Source organism: Bradyrhizobium sp. CCBAU 65884 (assembly GCF_028128835.1).
Lineage (GTDB): Bacteria > Pseudomonadota > Alphaproteobacteria > Rhizobiales > Xanthobacteraceae > Bradyrhizobium > Bradyrhizobium ottawaense.
The window spans coordinates 1-19675 of sequence record NZ_LBJU01000067.1; the positions used below are offsets into that span (position 1 = coordinate 1).

A 19675-nucleotide genomic window follows, 5' to 3' on the forward strand; every position below is an offset into this window, starting at 1 on the left:
CGAAATCGTCGTCGATGGCGGTCTGACGATCGGCGTCCCGTACAAGTGTCAGGCGCCCGAAAACATCTTCTGACTAGAGCATTTCCTTGCTTAATTGAATCGGAGGGATTCCGGTTTTTGGCGGATTGTGATTCAAGATGCTGACTGGATTGGAGGCCAGCATCGCATGACCCGACCTCTTTCCCTGGATCTTCGCGAGCGTGTGGTGGCGTCTGTTTTGGCGGGCGAGAGCTGCCGATCTGTGGCGGAGCGGTTTGGTGTTGCGGTCTCGTCAGTGGTGAAGTGGTCACAGCGGCAGCGGGCGACCGGCTCGGCTGCGCCTGGCAAGATGGGCGGTCACCGTAAGCCCGTGCTTGATCCGCACCGCGCCTTCATTGTCGAGCGGATTACTCAGATGCCGCACCTGACGCTGCATGGTCTGAAGGCGGAACTGGCAGCCCGCGGGGTCAAGGTCTCGCACAACACGATCTGGCTGTTCCTGCGCCGGGAAGGGCTGCGGTTCAAAAAAAACACTGTTCGCCCTCGAACAAGCGCGCGCCGACGTCTCTCGTAGGCGACAGCGTTGGCAATCCTGGCAGGCTGGACTTGATCCGAACCGGCTCGTCTTCATCGATGAGACTTGGATCAAGACCAACATGGCTCCTTTGCGGGGCTGGGGCCCCAAAAGCGCACGCCTGCGCGGCTTCGCTCCGCACGGTCACTGGCGCACCCTCACATTCCTCGGCGCGCTCCGCCATGACCAACTCACTGCGCCCTGCGTCTTCGATGGCCCGATCAACGGCGAATGCTTCTGCGCTTATGTGAAGCACCTTCTCCTGCCGACCCTGCGCGAGGCGACATCGTCATTCTCGACAATCTCGGAAGCCACAAGTCGAAAGCTATCAGGCAAATGATCCAGGCTGCAGGCGCCAGGCTCTGGTACCTGCCGCCATACTCGCCCGACCTCAACCCGATCGAACAGGCATTCTCCAAGATCAAACACTGGATGCGGCAAGCTCAGAAGCGCACCATCGAGGACACTTGGCGCCACATTGGTCACCTAATCCAGGACATCCAGCCTCGCGAATGCGCCAACTACTTCGCCAACGCCGGTTATGCTTCCGTCAAAATGTGAAATGCTCTAGCAGCGGACCAATTGTCACATAAAACAAGATCTGAATGTATTACAGCAGTGGGAACCACGAAGCCTTTGCTCGCCCCCGCAAGCCCGCTGGTGTGGACAGCAAGACGGCGTGGTTCGTTGGTTCAGGCTTGGCGGCGCTCTCCGGCGCGGCCGCCGATGCTGGTTCCGGCGACATAGTCGAAATAGTCCGGCAGACGATAGTCGGCGCGGTTGCTTGCCTTGGTTAGCAACCGCTCGATTTCCTCTAGAATTTTCAACGAGAGGCCCCCTCGGATTCCGCCCCCGTCGATGGCAAGACGTTTGCGCGGCCCGCCACTCTCGAACCGCGCTTTTAGATCAATCCGACGTTCTGGAAGACGTCCCACCATGTGCTTTCTCCCGCTTCTGAAACTCCGAGGGAAGCAAAACCCGAAGATGCCCCATCGCTTATCGCTGCGGGACATGCAAAGTGGTGACCAAATAGGGGCCAGCACATCCGTAGCACTACTCGATGCACCCTAACCTAAGCCTCAGGCCGAGGTTGTATCGTGAAGTTTCTCACAATCGCTGTTGTAGTTGGATGACGCAGCTCACCGCGGAGTGTCCGCGACGATCGACGGCGAGCTCGGCAGTCCCGCACAGGGTCTCACCGAATTCGCGGTGTCGGCGCCTGATAGACAAGTCGCAGGTTCCGCTCACTAGAAATATCATCGGTGAGAGGACAGCTAGGCTGGCCTGATCGCCCTATGTTCGACCCGCCGGAGGCGCGGTCGATCGTCGGGACGCCACCGGATAGGCTCGGTTGCTGGCTTCCCGCGCTTCTTCGACAGCAGTGCCGCAGGGCCTCCGATCCGATAGGCCTTCAGCAGCCGGAATGCCTGCCGCGATGTGACCCGAAGCAGTTGCGCTGCCACTCGCACTGCAATCCGTTCCGCCACAACGTCCCGCAACACATGCACCCGGTCGATCTCAGCCCGGCTCATCGACAGCACCGTCATCCCTCAAAAACCCCAGGTCCCATGCCTTAGACTGAACGCATCTACCCGGGCCGGCAAGGGCCCCTGCCCCGCATTGATGGCGCTTTTGGACGCAGCCAAGGGATTTCAATGATCCTTCGGCTGCTATGAGTCCACGGAACGAGAAGTCCTCTGGTCCCCTGTCGCATTCGAGCGGGTTCGGGTTGTAGAGCCCTCCACATCATAGCCGCTGAAAACAGCCGCCCCCCATCGGCGGCTTACACCACATTCGCCAGCCACCCACAGGCCCTTCATGAATAAAGATGGGCTAGATACGGCCGAAAGCCGCCCACACCCCGTTTTCGCCGTCCCAGCTGCCGCGGCTTGCCGCCTTGGAGTACTCCGTGGCGCGCTGCTCGAAGAAATTGGCGTGCTCGACACCATTGAGAATCTCGACAAGCCACGGCAATGGATGCGCCTTGAGCTGGGTGAATCCGCCCTCCTCGGCCTCGAAGAAGCCGAAGACCGGGGCAATCCGCAGCTGGGTCAGTCGCCAGTCGGCGACATAGCGGACGTAGGCGTGGATCTGCTCAGCTCGCATGCCCTCGATCTTGCCGAGGCCGAAGGCGAGATCGACGAAGTTCTCCTCCAGCTTCACCATGGTCTTGGCGACGTCGACGATGTCGTCACGGACAGCGCGCGTCACCGCGCCGGTTTCGCGGTGCCATTCGTGAAACAGCTTGATGATACCCTCACAATGCAGACTCTCGTCGCGCACTGACCAGCTTACGATCTGTCCCATGCCGTTCATCTTGTTGTGGCGCGGGAAGTTGAGCAGCATGGCGAAGCTCGCGAACAACGCCATGCCTTCGGTGAAGGCGCCGAACATCGCCAAGGTCCGAGCGACATCGGCCACGCTGTCGACGCCGAACTCGTGCATGTAGTCCGCCTTGGCGCGCATCTCGGCATAGCCGCGGAATGCCTCAAACTCGGACTTGGGCATGCCGAGCGTCTTGAGCAGCAGCGCATAGGCGTCGATATGAACCGTCTCCATGTTGCTGAAGGCCGCCATCATCATCTGAACAGTGAGCGGCTGGAAGATCGGGATGTAGCGCTTGAGATAGTTGTCCCCGACCTCGATGTCCGACTGAGTGAAGAAACGAAAGATTTGGGTGAGCAGCGCGCATTCGCTGGCCGTGACGCGGTCCGACGCCCAATCCTTGAGGTCGGCGCCGAGCGGCACCTCCTCGCCCATCCAATGGGTCTGCTGCTGGCGCTTCCAGAACTCGTAAGCCCAGGCGTAGCGATCGACATCATAGGTTCCGGTCGCGTCGAGCAGCCCCACTCGTCCCTTGCCGATCAGCGTACGCGGATCGACGGCCGAAAGATCGATCACTGACATGCAAGGCACTCCTCATAATCAGTACGCTGTGGCTGCGGCGCCGCCACCTTGTCGCTGTCGCCGATCTTGCCAGCGAACGCCGCGCGCGAGATAGACTTTGAGCGGCAGTAGTAGAGGCTTTTCAATCCGCACTGCCATGCCGTCCAGTGCAGCATGTGAAGGTCCCATTTATCGACATCGGCTGGGAGATAGAGGTTGATCGACTGGCTTTGGCAGATGAACGGGGCGCGGTCGGCGGCAAGCTCGACGATCCAGCGCTGGTCGATCTCGAAAGCGGTGCGAAAGATCGCTTTCTCGTGCTCCGACAAGATGTCGAGACGGGCCACCGACCCTTCGTGTGCTATAATCGACTGCCACATCGCCGAAGTGTCGGCGCCCTTCGCCGCAAGCACTTTGGCGAGATGCGGATTACGCACCGAGATGGCGCCGGACAATGTCTTATGGGTGTAGATGTTGGCCGGGATTGGCTCGACGCAGGCGCTGGTGCCGCCGCAGATGATGCTGATCGAGGCGGTCGGCGCGATCGCGATCTTATGGCTGAAACGCGCCATCACGCCGCGTTCCAGGGCATCCGGGCACGGACCACGCTCGCGCGCGAGCGTCACGGATGCCGCGTCGGCGTCGCGACGGATTTTTCGGAACATGTTCAGATTGAACGACTTGGCCATGACACTTTCCATTGGAATGCCCTTGGCCTGCAGGAAAGAGTGGAAGCCCATGACGCCGAGGCCGACGGAGCGCTCACGCAGGGCAGCGTAGCGGGCACGCTTCATGCCGTCCGGCGCCACCGTGATGAAGTGGCTGAGCACGTTGTCGAGGAAGCGCATGACATCCTCGATGAAGGTGGGCTCCTCACTCCACTGGTCCCAGGTCTCGAGGTTGAGCGACGACAGACAGCAGACCGCGGTGCGCTCCTCGTCGCGATGATCGATGCCGGTCGGCAGGGTAATTTCGCTGCACAGGTTGGAGGTCGAGACCTTGAGGCCCAGCTCGCGCTGATGCTTGGGGAGCGCGCGGTTTACGGTGTCGATGAACAAGAGATAAGGCTCGCCAGTCTGGAGCCGGTTCTCAAGGATGCGTTGCCACAGCTGGCGGGCATCGATCTGGCGGACGACCTCGTTAGTCTTCGGGCTCCGTAGAGCGAATGCGGTGCCGGCGCCCACGGCACGCATGAACTCATCGGTGACGTTGACGCCGTGATGCAGGTTGAGGCTCTTTCGGTTGAAGTCGCCGGACGCCTTGCGAATCTCGAGGAACTCCTCGATCTCGGGATGGTGGATATCGAGATAGACCGCCGCCGAGCCGCGCCGCAACGAGCCCTGGCTGATCGCCAGCGTCAGGCCGTCCATGACGTGGATGAACGGGATGATGCCTGAAGTGACGCCGCCCTTCACCTTCTCGCCGATCGAGCGAACATTGCCCCAGTAGGTGCCGATGCCGCCGCCGTTGGAAGCAAGCCAGACGTTCTCGTTCCAGGTACCGACGATGCCTTCGAGCGAGTCCGCCACCGAGTTGAGGAAGCAGGAGATCGGCAGGCCGCGCGTGGTCCCGCCGTTGGAGAGCACCGGTGTGGCCGGCATGAACCATAGCCGGGACATCGCATCATAGAGACGTTGGGCATGCGCAACATCGTCCGCGAAAGCGCAAGACACCCGCCCGAACATGTCCTGGTAAGTTTCGCCGGCGAGCAGATAACGGTCGGTCAGCGTCAGCTTGCCGAACGACGTCAACAAGTCGTCGCGCGACGGATCGAGCGTGAGGTCGGCCGGCTTTGGCGATGGCGCGAGGGGCCACGGCAGCGGAGCCGGCGATGGCGAAAGGGGCACCAGACACGGCTCAGGCGCCGCAGGCTTCGCCTGCGCTAGGCGCGGCCGCACACTCGGTGGCGCGACGAGATGACCACGCTGATCGAAATCGTAAGACGGCGACATCGGCAACCCCGCGATGTTAGGCGCCGGGGCCGCGCGGACGACTTGCGAGGAGAGCTGGCAAATGTGCCCGGCTGCAAGCGCCCCACCGGGGCACCCCGCCCGAGGACTTTCGTTCAGTCGCGGCAGGTCTCCTGGCTCGCGGGTCGCTGGGGCTGTCGGCCTTCCCAGCGCTGTCGCGCCAGTGACCATGATGACAACCGCTCGCCGCTTACAGTTGCGGGGGCAGCCTCGGAATAGCCGTTGCCGGCGCACCGGGTTCCCTCTTAGCTTCCATCCTACGAGATGCGGGAATGGAAGACCGTGACGGGCTACATATAGGCGCCGCTCGCGGAGATTCGTCAAGGCGGCGCCGTCAAGTTAACGAATTGGAGCAGCCCCGAGGTCAAGGTTCGGCGAGCGCTTGTCGTGGAGATCTCGCGCCAAGTCGCAAAGGCTCGCTCGCGCGAAACACGACGGAAGTCGTCAGTGACGGCTCCGAGAGAGAGGATGTGGAAAAGGTTCGCGACCTGAGCATGAACTGACAGAAAAGTTGAGCCTGACGGGACGATTTGAAACGCTTCATGATCCGATCGCGTCGCCTGTTACCCTTGCGGCGTTCGTGGTCTGGACTATCCCTTCACCCGGCGATGTCCGCTGTAAGTGCTTCCCGTCGAGTCTCCACCCCTCGCCCTGGCCGGGGCTTGGCTCGGGGAATTCTTTCGAATTGATTTGAGAATCTTGAGGGTTCTGTGAGGTCGCGGGGCAGGCTTAACCCGCTCGCGCTATCGTAGCGTGCGACCTCATAGAAGCCGGATTGAACGATGCTGCGGAGTTGTGAGCGATATGGCGATAGTGCAGCTGGTCCAACTGCGGAGAAGGCACGGCTGAGGTCGCCGCGCGTCGGCGCGATATTGATCGGACGTGAGCGGCGCCATTGCTCGGGCCGAGAGCGCGATGCCGCGAGCGATTTGCTGTGCTGCGATGCGCGGCCGAATGACTGACGGGTGAGCGGTGACGAGGGCGGCCACGGCGACATCGGACGTTGCCACCGAGAAGGTGATCCCGGAACGGGTGGATGGTGCAGACGCTGGTCATGACGTGTCACAACGAAACGGTTGGTCGCGGGCGCGGGCTCGTGGGATGACGTCGATACGCCGCATGGTGCCGCCGCAATGCGGGCAGACGGGGATCTCGCATTTGACGAGAGGATCATCGCCGGCTTCTTGATCAGTCGGAGCATTGCGAATGTCAAGGAGCTGACGGCAGAGGGCGATTCTATCGTTGCGTTCGCCATTGGCGAGGAAGCCATATTGGCGGATGCGATGAAAGCCGTCCGGCAGGGTGTGCCGGAGAAAGCGCCGCATGAACTCATCGGCATCAAGCGTCATCACTTTGGCTTTACGATTCTGCCGATAGTCCTTCCAAGAAAAGCTCACCTTGCCGTCCGCAAGCGAGATCAGCCGACTGATGGCGATGGCGACGCGATGCGTATAGCGGCCGAGATAAGCCAGCACCTGTTCGGCCCCGCCGAATTGCGGCTTGGCATAGACCGCCCAGTCGGTCCGTCGCAATTGATCGAGGAGCCGGGCGAACCCCTGGATCGGCGAGATGGGCGAGATCGCCAAAGAAGCCCAACTGGCCGGCCGCGAAGGTAGCTTGCAGCTCTTGCAGGAACAGGCGCCGGAACAGCCGGGAGAGGACGCGCACCGGCAGGAAAAAGCCGGCCCCGGCAAGCGACCCAGCGCGTGCCATCGAACGAGAGTCCACCGCCGGGGCACGACGCAGTGGACATGCGGATGGTGTCGCAGGATCTCGCGCGCGCCGAGCCCTAGCACTTCGGGCAATGCCGCTTGCGACAGGAGTTGTAGGCGATGCGGGTGGCACCGCAGTCGTCGCATTGCTCGACGTGGCCACCGAGCAGAGCCGTCCGGCATGCCGTGATCGCACCCATGACGCGCCGCTCGACGCGGCCAGATGCCCGGCACGGGCTCGCCGAAACGCGTCGCCGTGGCGGCGGAACATATCTGCCACTTCCAGAATCGGAGCCATCAGGTCCGCTCAGCCGGGCGGCACGACCTCCAGGCGAAGCCCGTCAAGCGGACTTGGCGTATTGCTGATGGTCTTAGTGGCGACTTGGTTAGCGCGCCGTGCTGGCCAGACTGGCATGGCCGAGCAGCCTGGATGATGCGCACGTCGGTCCCGTTCTCGAGGAGATGGGTCGCGACGGTGTGCCGCAGCGTATGCACTGTCACCGACTTGCTCAAGCCGGCGGCCGCGCAGGCTGAACGGCACGCGGCATGCAACACGTTCGGGACGAGCGGGCGCTCGTCGTCGTGGCCGGGAAACAGCCATCGCTTTGGCCGAGTGAGCCGCCAATACGTCCGCAGAATCCTCAAAAGCTGCGGCGAGAGATTACGTAACGGTCCTTGCCGCCCTTGCCGTGCTCGACCCGGATCAACATCCGTTGGCTATCAATGTCGACAACCTTCAAGAGGACCACTTCCGATACGCGCGATCCCATAAAACACGACGATATGCTCTCCACGGCGGGCCACTCGGGAGCAATGACGGCCATCTCGATCTGGCTGTCAGGCCTGGCGTCCCTCTGCGGATGCCGGATGGATAGCAGCTTTCGGTCTTCGTGTTTGTCCAACTCCGTCGTGTGGGCGCGCATACCACCCCCTCGAGAATGCAGTTAGGCCAGTCGCCGCCACGCGCAAGATGTTCATGTTGTCGCGTTTATGCGCGTCGGACTTAAGACGTTTGGCGGCAAGCTGCCACAAACGGCCGCGATTTCACGATCGCGTCACGAAGAAACTAGTCTCGCTCTCGACGCGCGGCTCGCAAAGCGTGGCACGCCAATTGCTCGACCTACGACATCGCCTCGCCGGGCTTAGTCATGTGGTCCTCCCCCGTCCTGGGATGCGGTCCAAGCCCGAAGAGAGGAGGTCACGATGCGGATGCACCCAGCAGGCGAGCATATAGATTGAGAAGCACACCGAGTGGCAAGCTCAATCCTAATCGCAACAAAGCGATGGCTAGGCACGCCATGCTGCGGCACAGCTTTGGTACCGGAGACCTCCATGACAAGTTCGTCTGATATCGTGCGGCTTCGAGCTGCTCCGGGCACCGCTTCGCTAACGAAGTGGGGCTGGGATTTCGCCCTCGGCGTAGTTTATCTGATCACTGGCTTTGTGGCGCTTGGTAGCGTTGCGCTCGCGACGGTGGCGTCTGTGGTGCTAGTTGGCGTGATGACAAGTTCTTGCTATGCGCTCTTTTGGGTGCGCTCTACATCGTCGCGGGGCTTGTGACACATCCTACACTCGCCGCTGTGGTGCTTACGCTGGCGCTCGGCGCATCGCTGGTCGCCGCCGGCATCATGCGCCTGATCCTGGCGTTCAGCATGAAACGCGCAACGCCCCGGTCCTGGCTGGCGATATCCGGCGTGATTACTCTGCTGATTGGATCGTTGATCTTAGCGCGTTGGCCGATAAACAGTGTTTATATTCTAGGCCTGTTTCTAGGGGTCGATCGAATCGTGGCGGGCGCGAGCTGGATTGGAGTCAGCTTCGGCCTACGCCGCAGTCCCATCGTGAAGGCACGATCGTCGACGTAATTGCCGGGCGCCCTTGGTTTCACGCGCAAGAAGTACTGAGCAATACAAAGGCAGTGACTAGATGCCGTAATGGGCCCTGCTCCGAGCAACAGGTCATGATGGTGGCTGTTCCGAACGCAACCGGGCTGAACTGAAGCTCGGTGCCCGAAGTCCGAAGGCGAGAAGGCCTTCCGCATGTAGGTCATTGACGATCCGCTGCACGTTTTGGCGATTGGCACCGAGGTCGCGGGCGAGCCACGCGACCGGCTCCGGGGGTTCTGAGTGCACAATGGCGCTGAGGATCTGCCAGCGCGCGCTCGTGAGGCCGAGCTGAGCCACTAGACGGTCGCCTGCGGTCAAGAGCTGGCTGTTCAGTCGGAACAGATCGAGCATGAGGTTGGTCAGGGCATCGCCGGCTGGCGTTCGTTGATTTTCGCGTATGACACTACAGCACCATATCGACGTCATAATGTCAACAAGCTTTCTGCCTATCGTGCATTGGAGGACTTCATGACAACGTTCCGTCCCCTAGACCCCGCCTTTCCCATCGAACGCCAGATCGGTATCGATACCAGCCCCGTCGTCCTGGTGAATGTCTTCACGCTCGAAAAGGATGACGAACAAAGCTTCCTCGAAAACTGGCAGCACGATGCCGCCTTCATGAAGCGGCGGCCCGGCTTCATCTCCACCCAGCTTCACCGCGCGATCGGCGCAAGCCCGACTTATCTGAACTACGCCGTCTGGGAATCGACCGCGCACTTCCGGGCTGCGTTCGCGCATCCCGAGTTCAGAGTCAAGATCGCGGCATATCCCTTGTCCGCTGTTGCTTCTCCGCACCTATTCCAGAAGGTCGCGGTGCCTGGCATCTGCGTCGCGTAGCTCATCCGCAACCGCTTCAGAAGAAGACCGGCAATGGGACTGAAGAGCACCCCTGAACGCCACGGGGCCATGATCGTAACGATGCATTGGCTGACCGCACTGCTGATGATCGTTCTCATTGCCACAGGATTCCGCGCGCCAATACGGTCGATCCAGTAGCGAAGGCGGCGATTCTACGAGTTCACGTCCTGATCGCCATCTCGGTTCTTGCGCTGATGCTTCTTCGAGTTGGCTGGTGGTGGGGCGTCGATCGCAAGCCCCATCCGGTCGCTGGGTCACCGCGGTGGCAGGAACGCACAGGTCGCGCGATACATCTGCTCTTCTACGTGGTCATCTTCGGAATGATTGCGAGCGGTATAGGGATGATGGCGCTGAGCGGCGCAGCGCCAATGGTGTTTGGTGGAGACGACGCCCTGCTGCCCGACTTCTGGAAGTATCCGCCCCGGGTGCCGCACGGCTTCGGAGCGCGGCTTCTACTCGCCTTCGTCGCGCTTCATGCCGGGGCCGCTCTCTATCACCAGTTCATTCGCCGTGACCATCTTCTCCGGCGTATGTGGTTCAGCAGATGACCGATGACGAACGGCCAGCGACGGACGTAGACTTGGGCTCTCCAATTGAAAGCTGCTGCGTTCATCCGGTGCCACTTAGGAAAAACAGAGGCGACCACGAACGTCGAAATCCGGGAGAGAAGCAAGGGCAGACACATTCACGGCACTTGGCCTCTCGCGCCCGGATGTAGCGTGGTCCGCCGACTGGTTCGCGGGCGCCGCCTCATCGAGCGGCTTGTCGAGCTGGTCGCGCATGCCGGAGAGCTTTATCGCCTTTTTTGTACGCACCATCAGAAGCTCCCTCCTATCGCTGCTTCGTGTTCGGCAAGAAGACGCATCAACCACGGCAGTGGAGAAGGCGCCGGTGCGGTCGTGCCGCAGTTTTCCGGTCGGCAGACCGCGCCACGTTCTTGAGGCCGGCTGAAGCGGATATCTCATTCGTCATCGCCGGGGTCGGCCGCTGATTAGCTAACCAGGAGGTCGCGGGTTCAGCAGTCTTAGCCGAGGCGTGGCTAGAGGCGCTCATAGAACCATTCGAGCTTGCGTGGTGCGAGCTTGAATATCAGCGGGTTCTCAAACAGCTTCGAGAGAGGGAGGCCGGGTAGGGCCCACAGCTGCGTCCCTCACGTAGGAGCCCGTCGTGTCGCGCGGCGATCAGGATGGAAGGCGCATTGCCTCGCCCTAATTGTTACCGGATGCTGAGCCGTTGCCTCACGTAAATTGCTCCCTTGGATCGGGAGCGAGCGGGGGCGAAGATGGGGTGGCTAAGCATGGCAACGCGGAAGGAACTGACGGCGGCAGCAGGCGCGCGCTATCGGCGTTCGGATCGCGCGAAGAAGACGCGGATATTGGACGAGTTCGTCGACATCACCGCGTTCCATCGCAAACATGCGATGCGACTACTTCGAGGTCAGGAAGACGCGCGCCCAAGCCGAAGGGCGCGACGTCGAATGTATAATGAGGTCGAACACAACGCGCTCGTGCTCCTTTGGGAGGCGTCAGACCGGATCTGCGGGAAGCGGCTGAAGGCGTTGATGACTGCGTTGATTGAGGCGATGGAACGGCATGGCCACCTCGACCTTGCCCCCGAGATCCGCGACAAACTTTTGGCAATGAGCGCTGCGACGATCGACCGCGCATTGGTGCGGGTCCGAGAAGGATTAGGTCGCAAGCGTCGGCGGCACGCGACGCACTCGTTGCGTCGCAGTGTTCCAATAAGGACGTCGGCAGGTTGTAATGATCCGGCGCCCGGATTCGTCGAGGCCGACCTTGTCGCGCATAGCGGTCCATCTGCGCGCGGCAGCTTCATCCAGACCCTCGTGCTCACCGACATTGCTAGCGGCTGGACGGAGTGCGCTCCTCTGATCGTGCGCGAACGGACGCTGTTGAGCACGGTGCTGACGGAATTGCGCAAACAATTGCCTTTTGCGCTGCTCGGCTTCGATACTGACAATGATACGGTGTTCATAAACGAGACGCTGAAAGCCTACTGCGACGCGGCCAACATCGTCTTCACGCGTTGCCGGCCCTACCGAAAAAATGACCAGCCGTTCGTCGAGCAGAAGAACGGCGCCGTCGTGCGCAGGATAGTCGGCTATCGTCGGTTCGAGGGCCTGGAAGCGGCCAAGCTGCTGGCTGAACTCTATCGATCGGCGCGGCTGTTCGGGAACTTCTTCCAACCCTCGTTCAAATTGATAGCCAAGCAGCGCGACGGTGCCCGTGTACGCAAGACATACAGCGCGCCGGCTACACCACACCAGCGCCTGGAAGCGGACGCCCGCACGCCTGACGCTGTCCGCCATCACCTCCAAGAAATCTATGCCGCTCTCGATCCAGTCGCGTTGTTGCGCGACATCCGCGACGTGCAGGAGCGCCTCGCGGCCCTCGCTGATACCCAACCAATCGGCCATCCTGCTGTGGCATCGCAACCGATCGATCGCTTCCTGGCAAGCTTGCGCACGGCCTGGAAGGACGGAGCCATGCGACCGGCGGATCGGCCACTCGTGAAGGCGAAAAGAGGCCGACGTCGTCCCGACCCGCTCATCCGAGCAACGCCAGATTTGCAAAAACGGTTTGAAGCCGAGCCTTGGCGGACTGGCAGCTAACTGCTCTCGCGCTTGCAGATGGAATATCCTGGAGCCTATCCGAACAAGCTTCTTCGAACCCTTCAACGTCGGCTGAAATCCTGGCGCAGCGAGCAAGCGAATGCGCTGCTGTTCGCTCCTAGCGAGAAAATGCCGCCGGGGTACAAGGTCACAACACCCCAATGACGTGCGAGGTTACCAGCGGAGGAGGCCGGGCGCTCCGAAACCCCGGCCATCTCCGCACCCGGCCTCCTCCTCAACTCAAGCCAGGAGCAAAATAAATGAGGCAACCGATCGCACCCGGGAGCATCAGTACATGAGGCAATACGCCTTCCTACCCAGATTGCCGCGCGACAGCCTGGGGTGCCGGAACGTCGTACGCACAGCTATGTGCGGCATGGTACGACCACGCTGTTTGCCGCGCTCGATGTCGCCTCGGGATTGGTCATCGGCAAAATGCTACAAGCGCCACCGCGCAGTCGAGTTCTTGAAATTTTTAAAAGAGATCGATGCTCAAGTTCCTGAAGGCCTCGATGTCCATATCGTCATGGACAACTACGCCACCCACAAGACCCTCAGGATCAAAGCGTGGCTCGCCCGTCGGCCGCACTATCATGTCCACTTCACGCCTACTTCCGCGTCATGGATCAATCAGATCGAGCGCTGGTTCGCTGAACTCACCGGAAAGCAGATCCAGCGAGGTGTTCATACCTCCGTCAGGCAGCTCGAGGCCGATATCCGTACCTTCATCGACCTGCACAACAACAACCCGAAGCCCTTCAAATGGACCAAGTCCGCTGACCACATTTTGGCTTCCGTCAAACGCTTCTGCCACAAAGCCCAGCAGACTTTATGATGTGGCGAACTTTAGATTCTCCTGACTAGCCTAGACTAGATGCGGTAATGGGCCCGGCTCCGGAGCAAGGGGTCATGAAGGTGGCTGTCCCCCGATAGATGATGAAACGGGGTCAGTCGGCCCCAAGCATCTGGAGACGGAGGACAGCCGTGGAGAATTATGCCGGAATCGACGTGTCATTGGAACTGTCGAGCGTGTGTGTTGTGGACCCCCCAGGGGAAGATCCTGAAGGAAGCGAAGGTCGCAAGCGAACCCGACGCCTTAGTCGACTTTTCGAGAGGCTTGGCTTTGCAGTAAAGCGAATTGGGCTGGAAGCGGGGCCGCTGTCGCAATGGCTGCATGCAGGCTTGAAAGGAGCGGGGCTCGAGGCGGTCCTGCTCGAGACGCGACATGTTAAGGCCGCATTATCTGCAATGACGGTCAAGACGGATCGCAACGATGCCCGCGGGATCGCCCAGTTGATCCGGATGGGACGGTTTCGGCAGGTACACGCAAAGTCGGTTGATGCGCAAGAGATCCGGGCACTCCTGATCGCACGCAAACTGCTTCTCGGGCGGCTGATCGATGTAGAAATAAGTATCCGAGGGATTTTGCGCGGCTTCGGTCTGAAGGTTGGCCCGGTGGCGCGAAGGAATTTCGAAGCGCGGATTCGAGAGTTGGTTGCAGGCCAGGCGACATTGGAGCGCATTGCTGGTGCGATGCTTTCGGCACGATCGGCCCTGAAGGCAGAATACGGAAGACTACACAAGGCTGTGCTGGCAATTGTGCGTGATGATGCAGTCTGCCGCCGGCTTATGACAGTACCAGGCGTTGGTCCCCTGGTGGCCATCACCTACAAATCGGCGATTGATGATCCTCATCGCATTGTAAAGTCGAAGGCAGCAGGCGCGCTGTTCGGGCTCACGCCAAAGAAATATCAATCGGGAGAAAAGGAAGTCACGGGCGGAATCACGCTGGCCGGCGATGAGACGGTGCGGACGGCCTTGTATGAAGCCGCCAACGTTCTGCTATCGCGCATCACGCGGTCCTCAAAACTCAAACGCTGGGGGATGGACGTCGCCAAGCGGAGAGGCTCGAAGCGCGCAAAGGTCGCCTTGGCACGCAAGCTCGCAGTGATCCTGCATCGGATCTGGGTCGATGGCACGACTTACCGATGGGCCGAAGCGGGCTCAATCGCAGCATAGAAGACGTGGAGGAGATCAAGAACGCAACCGGGATGAACTGAAGCCCGGTGCCCGAAGTCCCGTCGCCGGGACGGTGGATGCGGTGAAGCCGTTACACGCCCAGTGGCCGTCGTCCGACGAACCACGCGTATCTATATAGGCTCACGCTCCCTCTGACAGCATGATGTGGCGGCCAGGCGTTGACCACGGACAGAAGCATGAGCTCGGCGACGAGACGTTCACTCGGGAGGCTTGACATCATCGGGCCCATTACAGAAAGGTCTGTACTCAATAAAGGATTCCATCTGGGATTAGATTGTGATTGAAGCTTCTCGGCGGGGGCGCTTGAATGGTAAAGTAGCTCTAAGCAGAGCGCAGTTCGACATCGTTGAGCAGGGCCTGCACGGAAAGGAATCGAAACACCTCGCAGACCGTGGCATTGGGGCGCGCTCGCGCCGTTAGGTCGTGTCTGGCTTTAGGAAGGCCCGCAGCCGGCCGATGACTTCAGCGGTTCGCTGACCGTCACGGCGGATGTGGTCAAGGGCGCCCTCGATCTCGCCGAGGTCGGGTGCCAGATTCTGTATATCTGCTGGGCCGGCTCGGCATTGATCAGAATGTCGGCGAGCGGCTGGTTCAGCTCTTGTCCGGGTGAAACGGACATCTCTCTGCGGTCGCGCGGCGATTCATGTGGGCGAGCTCCGACATGCGCTGGCGCGCCTCGATCTCGGCCACGAACCGGCGCTCGCGCAGCAGAACGGCTCTTATCAGCCCCTGCACCAGCACCACGCCCGCCTCCAGTCCGGTCCCAGGACGGGCGAGATCGAGCTCTCGCAGTAGATCATCGCGTGCCTGGTCACGGAGCCCGCCCGCAGACACTCGCGTGGCGACATGGTCCTGCTCGGCGAACCAGTCTCGCCGAGGGCGACCTCGCCCTTGTCTCTAGCACCGGCGCAGGTCACGGCATCCTATGGGCGACGCCGTCCCGGGAATGCGTCACCCGAAAGCCTTCTCCAGCGTCGCGAAGATCACCGCGAGCGACTTGTCGTGACGGGTCACCGGCGGCACCGGGCGATCGACCTTCATCAACTGATAGACCGCCATCTGCGCCGCGCGCACCGAATATTCGACAGTGAAGACGACGTCATGGGGGATCTCGACGAACTGGCTGACGAAGGCGAGGTTGACCGAATTCTTCGGCACCGGCAACGGCCGGTCGGCCAATTTGCGCGGCATGAACATGCTGGTGATGTAGGGCATGCGGCAGGGAATGCAGATCGCATCCTCGAACACGCTCGCGTCGAACTTGAGGTGACCGCAGAGCTCCTTCAGGATCTCTGCGCCGCCGCAATCGGACATTGACTTGGCCACGAAATTGCCGACGCGATCGGGGTGCAGCGCATAGCCCCAGAACACCTGCACGTCCTTCGGCTGCCCAGCGAAATGCGGCTGATGATACAGCACCACCGACATCAGCCAGCTCGAATCCCTGAACGTGACGAGCCCGCCGGTGCCGGCCCTGTTGCCGGAGAACGCCTCCATCTCGTCGAAGAAGCGGGGATCTCTGCAGGTAACGGTGAACGACAGCCAGTAGGATTCGGGGATTGAGGTGTTGAACGCGGACGGATTGCCGAATTCGGGACGTCCCTTCGCGATCGTCTCCCACAGCGCCCAGCCCTTGCTATCCTTCTTGGTCAGTTGCGGCGCCGGATCCGGCATGGTGCCGAGGCTCGAGGCGTCCGTCATTGAGCCGTTCTGGAAGAACACGAGGTCGTCGTCCTCGACGCGGACGTTGGCGGTGCGGCCGTCGCGGTCGAGCATGAGCTGGCGGACGCGTATGCGCCCGCCGTCGTCCTCAAGCATCATGTCGGTGACAGCCGTGCCGCGCACGAACTGCACCCCCTGCTGCTTCAGCCAGTCGGCGAGCGGCCGCACGATCGCGTCATACTGATTGTAGACCGTGCGCTTGACGCCGGCGAGGGTCTCGATCCGCGGGAACTCGTTCATGAAGCGGTGCAGATAGCGCTTCAGCTCGAGGGCGCTATGCCAGGGCTGGAAGGCGAAGGTGGTCTGCCACATGTACCAGAAATTCGATTCGAAGAATCCGGGCGACAGCCAGTCGGTGATGCGGCTGTTGCCGAGCGTCTCCTCTGATGCCGCGGCGAGCCGCAGCAGCTCGAGCCGGTCGCGCGCCGAGAAGCCCATATGCGTCACATCGATCTTAAAGCGGTTGCGGTCGACCAGCCGCGCCTGCGAATGCGCCGGAGTCTCCAGATTGAACGCGATTGTCTCCTCGCGCACGCTGAGGCCGGGATGTTCGAGCGACGGGATGCTCGACAGCAGGTCCCAGGTGCATTCGTAGTGATCGGCGGTGAGCATGCGCCCGCCGCGCAGCGAATAGGCGCCGTTCGCAAGCAGCGCGCCGTCGAGGCTGCCGCCGACCAGCGGCTGTGGCTCGTAGATCACGATATCGCGCCCCGGCGCCTGCGCGTCGCGAACGAGGAATGCCGCGCCCGCGAGCGATCCGATGCCAGCTCCGATGAAATACGCTTTCATGACGTGCCTCGATTGCAGTTCGACATTTCAAAACAACATAGCATGGCCGGACGCATCCAAGGTTGCGCTGGATCAAGCGCGATGAGGACGAGCTCAGCTACGCGGAATGGCGGCGGATTGAGCCGTTGTTGCCGCGAACACGTTGGTCTTGCTGCCACGCAGGAGCCTCCAAGTGAGGCATTATCCGTCACGGATTGCAACGACATCAATTCTGGAAACAGCCGATGCGGCCACGAGTTCGGGACGACTTTGAGCGAACAAGATAAAAAGGCTTGCTCGAATACCTCAGGACGCTATGACCTGCTGCGTCATTAGCTCTTTGAGCATGTTCAAGAGGCGGTAATCAACGCCCAACGAGAATGATGAGGCCTCGGCAAGTCGGCCTCTGAACAAATCCGCCGAAACGACATGTCTTCAGCGTCTCCGCCTTGTCGCGCTTCTTCCAGCGCCGGAAGATCACGCTCAAAAAAGACCGCGCACGTTGCCGAGCAGGAACGGCCGGACGTCGTGAAGAAGCGGGAGGATTGGGCCGGCGGCCAGCTCGCCTTCGACCCCGACACGCTCATCTTCATCGACGAGACATCGGCGTCGACGAAATGAGGCGTACCCCGCGGGCGCACGCCTTGTGGCGAGCGGCTACGCGCTTCCATCCCGCACGGCCATTGGAAGACCACGACCTTTGTCGCCGGGCTGCGCCTGCCGGGCATGCTCGCGCCGATGATTCTCGATGGGCCGATCAACGGAGCTGCGTTCCAGGCCTATGCTGATCACGTTCTCGTTCCGGAATTGCGGCAGGGTGATATTGTCGTCATGGACAATCTGGGCAGCCACAAAGGCGCCGGCGTCCGCGCGGCGATCGAGCCTGCCGGTGCAAAGCTCCTCTATCTTCCGCCCTACAGTCCCGACTTCGATCCGATCGAGAACGCCTTCTCAAAGCTGAAATCGCTGCTGCGCACGGCCGCCGAGCGTACCGTCGAACGCCTGTGGGCTGCCATCGGACGTTGTCTCGACCGCTTTACGCCGCGCGAATGCGCCAACTACTTCGGAGCCGCCGGATACAAGCCAACTTGATCGGGAACTGCTCTAGAAGCTTGCGCGACGAGTTGGCCGCACGCCGCATCAAGGCTGTCATCCGGCCGAATCCGTGCCGCAAGCATCCGCATCGCTGCGATAGGGCCTACAGAGACCGCAATGTCATCGAGCGATGATCCGCCATCTCGCAGACGTCCGACAGATCGCAACCTGATACGACAGGAGCGCAGAATCTTCCTGTTCGCAATCTTCTTGGCAGCAGGAGGTGCAAAACGGGTGCTGAGCCGGGTCCCTTGGTGACGCGCTGGCGGAGCCGGACGGTGGCAAACGTCGACCCGATCGCGTGGTCCGCAGGTGAATCCAGTGCTCGGCCGGGTAGTCGTAGAAGGGCGCCAGCACATCGAGATCGTCGGTGATCTTCGCCGCCCTTAGGTGCAGTAGTCGGCGACGAACGCCTTCGCTGCGGCCTGGGCGTGCTCCCTGTTCTCGGCATTCCAGATCTCGGCGAGGGCGGCCTTCGCGCCGGGCTGGGTGGACTTGGGCAGCGCGTTGAGCCCGTTGGCGATCTTGGAACCAGCACCGCTGGTCGGGGGTGTCGGGGAACACCTCGCGCAGCACGGCCCAGAACTCAAGCACGCGCCGTCGTCGGCCGCGAGCACCGGAGCCTCGTCCCACGGCGCTTACAGGAGCGGAGCAGGTCGAGCCAGGACTCGGTGGACTCACGGTGTCCGTCGTCGAGGGCGACCAGCTCCTTGGTGCCGTCGGCACGCACGGCGACGATGACCAGCAGGCACACCTTGTCCTGCTCGAGCCGGACCTTGAGGTGGATCCTGTCGACCCAGACGTAGACGAAATCGGTGTCCTTGAGCGACCGCCTGTTTAACGCCGCTGCCTCGTCCTGCCAGTCCTTCGTCATCCGGGTGACGGTGGCCGCGGACAAGCCGTTGCTGGTGCCGAGGAACTGCTCCAACGCCGGCCCGAAGTCCAAGGAGGACAGGCCGTGCAGGTACAGCAGCGGCAGCACCTCTGCCACCCGCGGCGACTTCCGCGCCCATGCCGGCAGAATCGCCGAAGCGAACCGCTTCCACCGGTCACCGGGTCGGTCCGCTTGTCGTTGACCCGCGGCGCCCGGACCGACACCGCGGCCGCCGCCGTGGTCACCTCCCGTTCGGCGTGGAAGCCATTGCGGACCACCAGCCGATGCCCCACCTCGTCGGCGAGCTGCTCGACGTACGCAGCAACCTCAGCCTGCAATGCGCCGCGAGCATCTGCCGGGCGGCGTCGCGAACGATCTGGTCGAGCAGCGACCCACCGGCCCCCTCGGCGGCGTGGACTACCTTGAGCATGGGTGTGCCTTCCCGAGCCGGCGCTCCAACGCCGATCCTGATCAGAGTGATGGATTCCAGATCTTGCTCGGGAGGTGCGCCCGCTTCACGTCACCCCGCCAGGGCCATCCAGAGGTTCTGATCATTGCTTCTTTACTCCCGGCGGGTTTACATTCGCCTCCAAGCAGAAGCCGTGAGGTCGGGAGGCAGCAACAAAGGAGAACAGTGGCACCTTCTCGAAGGGCGATCCGAAGACTATGCTGATCGTCG

12 protein-coding genes, 9 pseudogenes and 1 riboswitch are annotated in these 19675 nt (G+C 61.5%); of the genes and pseudogenes, 9 read left to right on the plus strand and 12 right to left on the minus strand.

Going from position 1 to position 19675, the window contains the following annotated elements:
• The first annotated feature begins 166 nt into the window (after positions 1-166).
• On the plus strand, positions 167-553 hold the full coding sequence (locus tag XI03_RS02605; RefSeq protein ID WP_271591238.1) for a transposase: 387 nt from the start codon (positions 167-169) through the stop codon (positions 551-553).
• Positions 554-635: 82 nt separating this feature from the next.
• Positions 636-1114: pseudogene (locus XI03_RS02610) on the plus strand (IS630 family transposase).
• A 131-nt stretch (positions 1115-1245) separates the two neighbouring features.
• On the opposite strand, the gene XI03_RS02615 reads toward XI03_RS02610, so the two are convergent.
• The 7 genes and pseudogenes from XI03_RS02615 to XI03_RS02640 form a co-directional block, all read right to left on the minus strand.
• Positions 1246-1491 carry a patatin-like phospholipase family protein gene (locus tag XI03_RS02615; protein ID WP_271591240.1) on the minus strand — a complete coding sequence of 82 codons (246 nt, stop codon included), beginning with the start codon at positions 1489-1491 and terminating at the stop codon, positions 1246-1248.
• A 336-nt stretch (positions 1492-1827) separates the two neighbouring features.
• Positions 1828-2100, minus strand: coding sequence for a helix-turn-helix domain-containing protein (locus XI03_RS40440; protein ID WP_442869686.1), 273 nt, complete (start codon positions 2098-2100; stop codon positions 1828-1830).
• A 286-nt stretch (positions 2101-2386) separates the two neighbouring features.
• Complete coding sequence (locus XI03_RS02620; RefSeq protein ID WP_271591241.1) at positions 2387-3460, minus strand: ribonucleotide-diphosphate reductase subunit beta; 1074 nt, start codon at positions 3458-3460, stop codon at positions 2387-2389.
• Entirely contained in the window at positions 3451-5286 is a 1836-nt protein-coding gene (locus XI03_RS02625) for a ribonucleoside-diphosphate reductase subunit alpha (protein ID WP_271591242.1), read from the minus strand. The genes XI03_RS02620 and XI03_RS02625 overlap by 10 nt, the downstream gene beginning before the upstream one ends.
• Before the next feature lie 209 nt (positions 5287-5495).
• Positions 5496-5709, minus strand: a riboswitch (cobalamin riboswitch).
• Positions 5710-5729: 20 nt separating this feature from the next.
• A pseudogene (locus XI03_RS02630) lies at positions 5730-5971 on the minus strand (hypothetical protein); the annotation flags it as partial.
• 490 nt (positions 5972-6461) lie between these two features.
• Positions 6462-7419: pseudogene (locus XI03_RS02635) on the minus strand (IS91 family transposase).
• A 9-nt stretch (positions 7420-7428) separates the two neighbouring features.
• A pseudogene (locus tag XI03_RS02640) lies at positions 7429-7888 on the minus strand (tyrosine-type recombinase/integrase); the annotation flags it as partial.
• A 759-nt stretch (positions 7889-8647) separates the two neighbouring features.
• On the opposite strand from XI03_RS02640, the gene XI03_RS40245 reads away from it, so the two are divergent.
• Positions 8648-8986, plus strand: a complete 339-nt coding sequence (locus XI03_RS40245; protein ID WP_333935310.1) for an HdeD family acid-resistance protein — start codon at positions 8648-8650, stop codon at positions 8984-8986.
• A gap of 153 nt (positions 8987-9139) precedes the next feature.
• Here XI03_RS40245 and XI03_RS02650 read toward each other — a convergent pair.
• Positions 9140-9433 (minus strand): annotated as a pseudogene (locus XI03_RS02650) (MarR family transcriptional regulator); the annotation flags it as partial.
• A gap of 42 nt (positions 9434-9475) precedes the next feature.
• On the opposite strand from XI03_RS02650, the gene XI03_RS02655 reads away from it, so the two are divergent.
• Both XI03_RS02655 and XI03_RS02660 read left to right on the plus strand, forming a co-directional pair.
• Positions 9476-9844, plus strand: a complete 369-nt coding sequence (locus XI03_RS02655; RefSeq protein WP_128917249.1) for an antibiotic biosynthesis monooxygenase family protein — start codon at positions 9476-9478, stop codon at positions 9842-9844.
• A gap of 86 nt (positions 9845-9930) precedes the next feature.
• Positions 9931-10413 carry a cytochrome b gene (locus XI03_RS02660; protein WP_271591243.1) on the plus strand — a complete coding sequence of 161 codons (483 nt, stop codon included), beginning with the start codon at positions 9931-9933 and terminating at the stop codon, positions 10411-10413.
• Between the two features lie 75 nt (positions 10414-10488).
• Here XI03_RS02660 and XI03_RS02665 read toward each other — a convergent pair whose 3' ends face one another.
• A complete protein-coding gene (locus XI03_RS02665) occupies positions 10489-10683 on the minus strand; it encodes a hypothetical protein (protein WP_271591244.1) in 195 nt (64 codons plus the stop codon).
• 464 nt (positions 10684-11147) lie between these two features.
• On the opposite strand from XI03_RS02665, the pseudogene XI03_RS02670 reads away from it, so the two are divergent.
• From XI03_RS02670 to XI03_RS02680, 3 genes and pseudogenes are all read left to right on the plus strand, one after another.
• Positions 11148-12662, plus strand: a pseudogene (locus XI03_RS02670) (ISNCY family transposase).
• 168 nt (positions 12663-12830) lie between these two features.
• Positions 12831-13332 (plus strand): annotated as a pseudogene (locus XI03_RS02675) (IS630 family transposase); the annotation flags it as partial.
• A gap of 149 nt (positions 13333-13481) precedes the next feature.
• Positions 13482-14516, plus strand: a complete 1035-nt coding sequence (locus XI03_RS02680; protein ID WP_271591245.1) for an IS110 family transposase — start codon at positions 13482-13484, stop codon at positions 14514-14516.
• Between the two features lie 612 nt (positions 14517-15128).
• Here XI03_RS02680 and XI03_RS02685 read toward each other — a convergent pair.
• Together XI03_RS02685 and XI03_RS02690 are read right to left on the minus strand one after the other, a co-directional pair.
• On the minus strand, positions 15129-15281 hold the full coding sequence (locus XI03_RS02685) for a hypothetical protein (protein ID WP_271591246.1): 153 nt from the start codon (positions 15279-15281) through the stop codon (positions 15129-15131).
• Between the two features lie 207 nt (positions 15282-15488).
• Complete coding sequence (locus tag XI03_RS02690; protein WP_271591247.1) at positions 15489-17048, minus strand: oleate hydratase; 1560 nt, start codon at positions 17046-17048, stop codon at positions 15489-15491.
• 465 nt (positions 17049-17513) lie between these two features.
• On the opposite strand from XI03_RS02690, the pseudogene XI03_RS02695 reads away from it, so the two are divergent.
• Positions 17514-18119 (plus strand): annotated as a pseudogene (locus XI03_RS02695) (IS630 family transposase); the annotation flags it as partial.
• 241 nt (positions 18120-18360) lie between these two features.
• On the opposite strand, the pseudogene XI03_RS02700 reads toward XI03_RS02695, so the two are convergent.
• Positions 18361-19426 (minus strand): annotated as a pseudogene (locus tag XI03_RS02700) (IS256 family transposase); the annotation flags it as partial.
• Between the last annotated feature and the right edge of the window lie 249 nt (positions 19427-19675).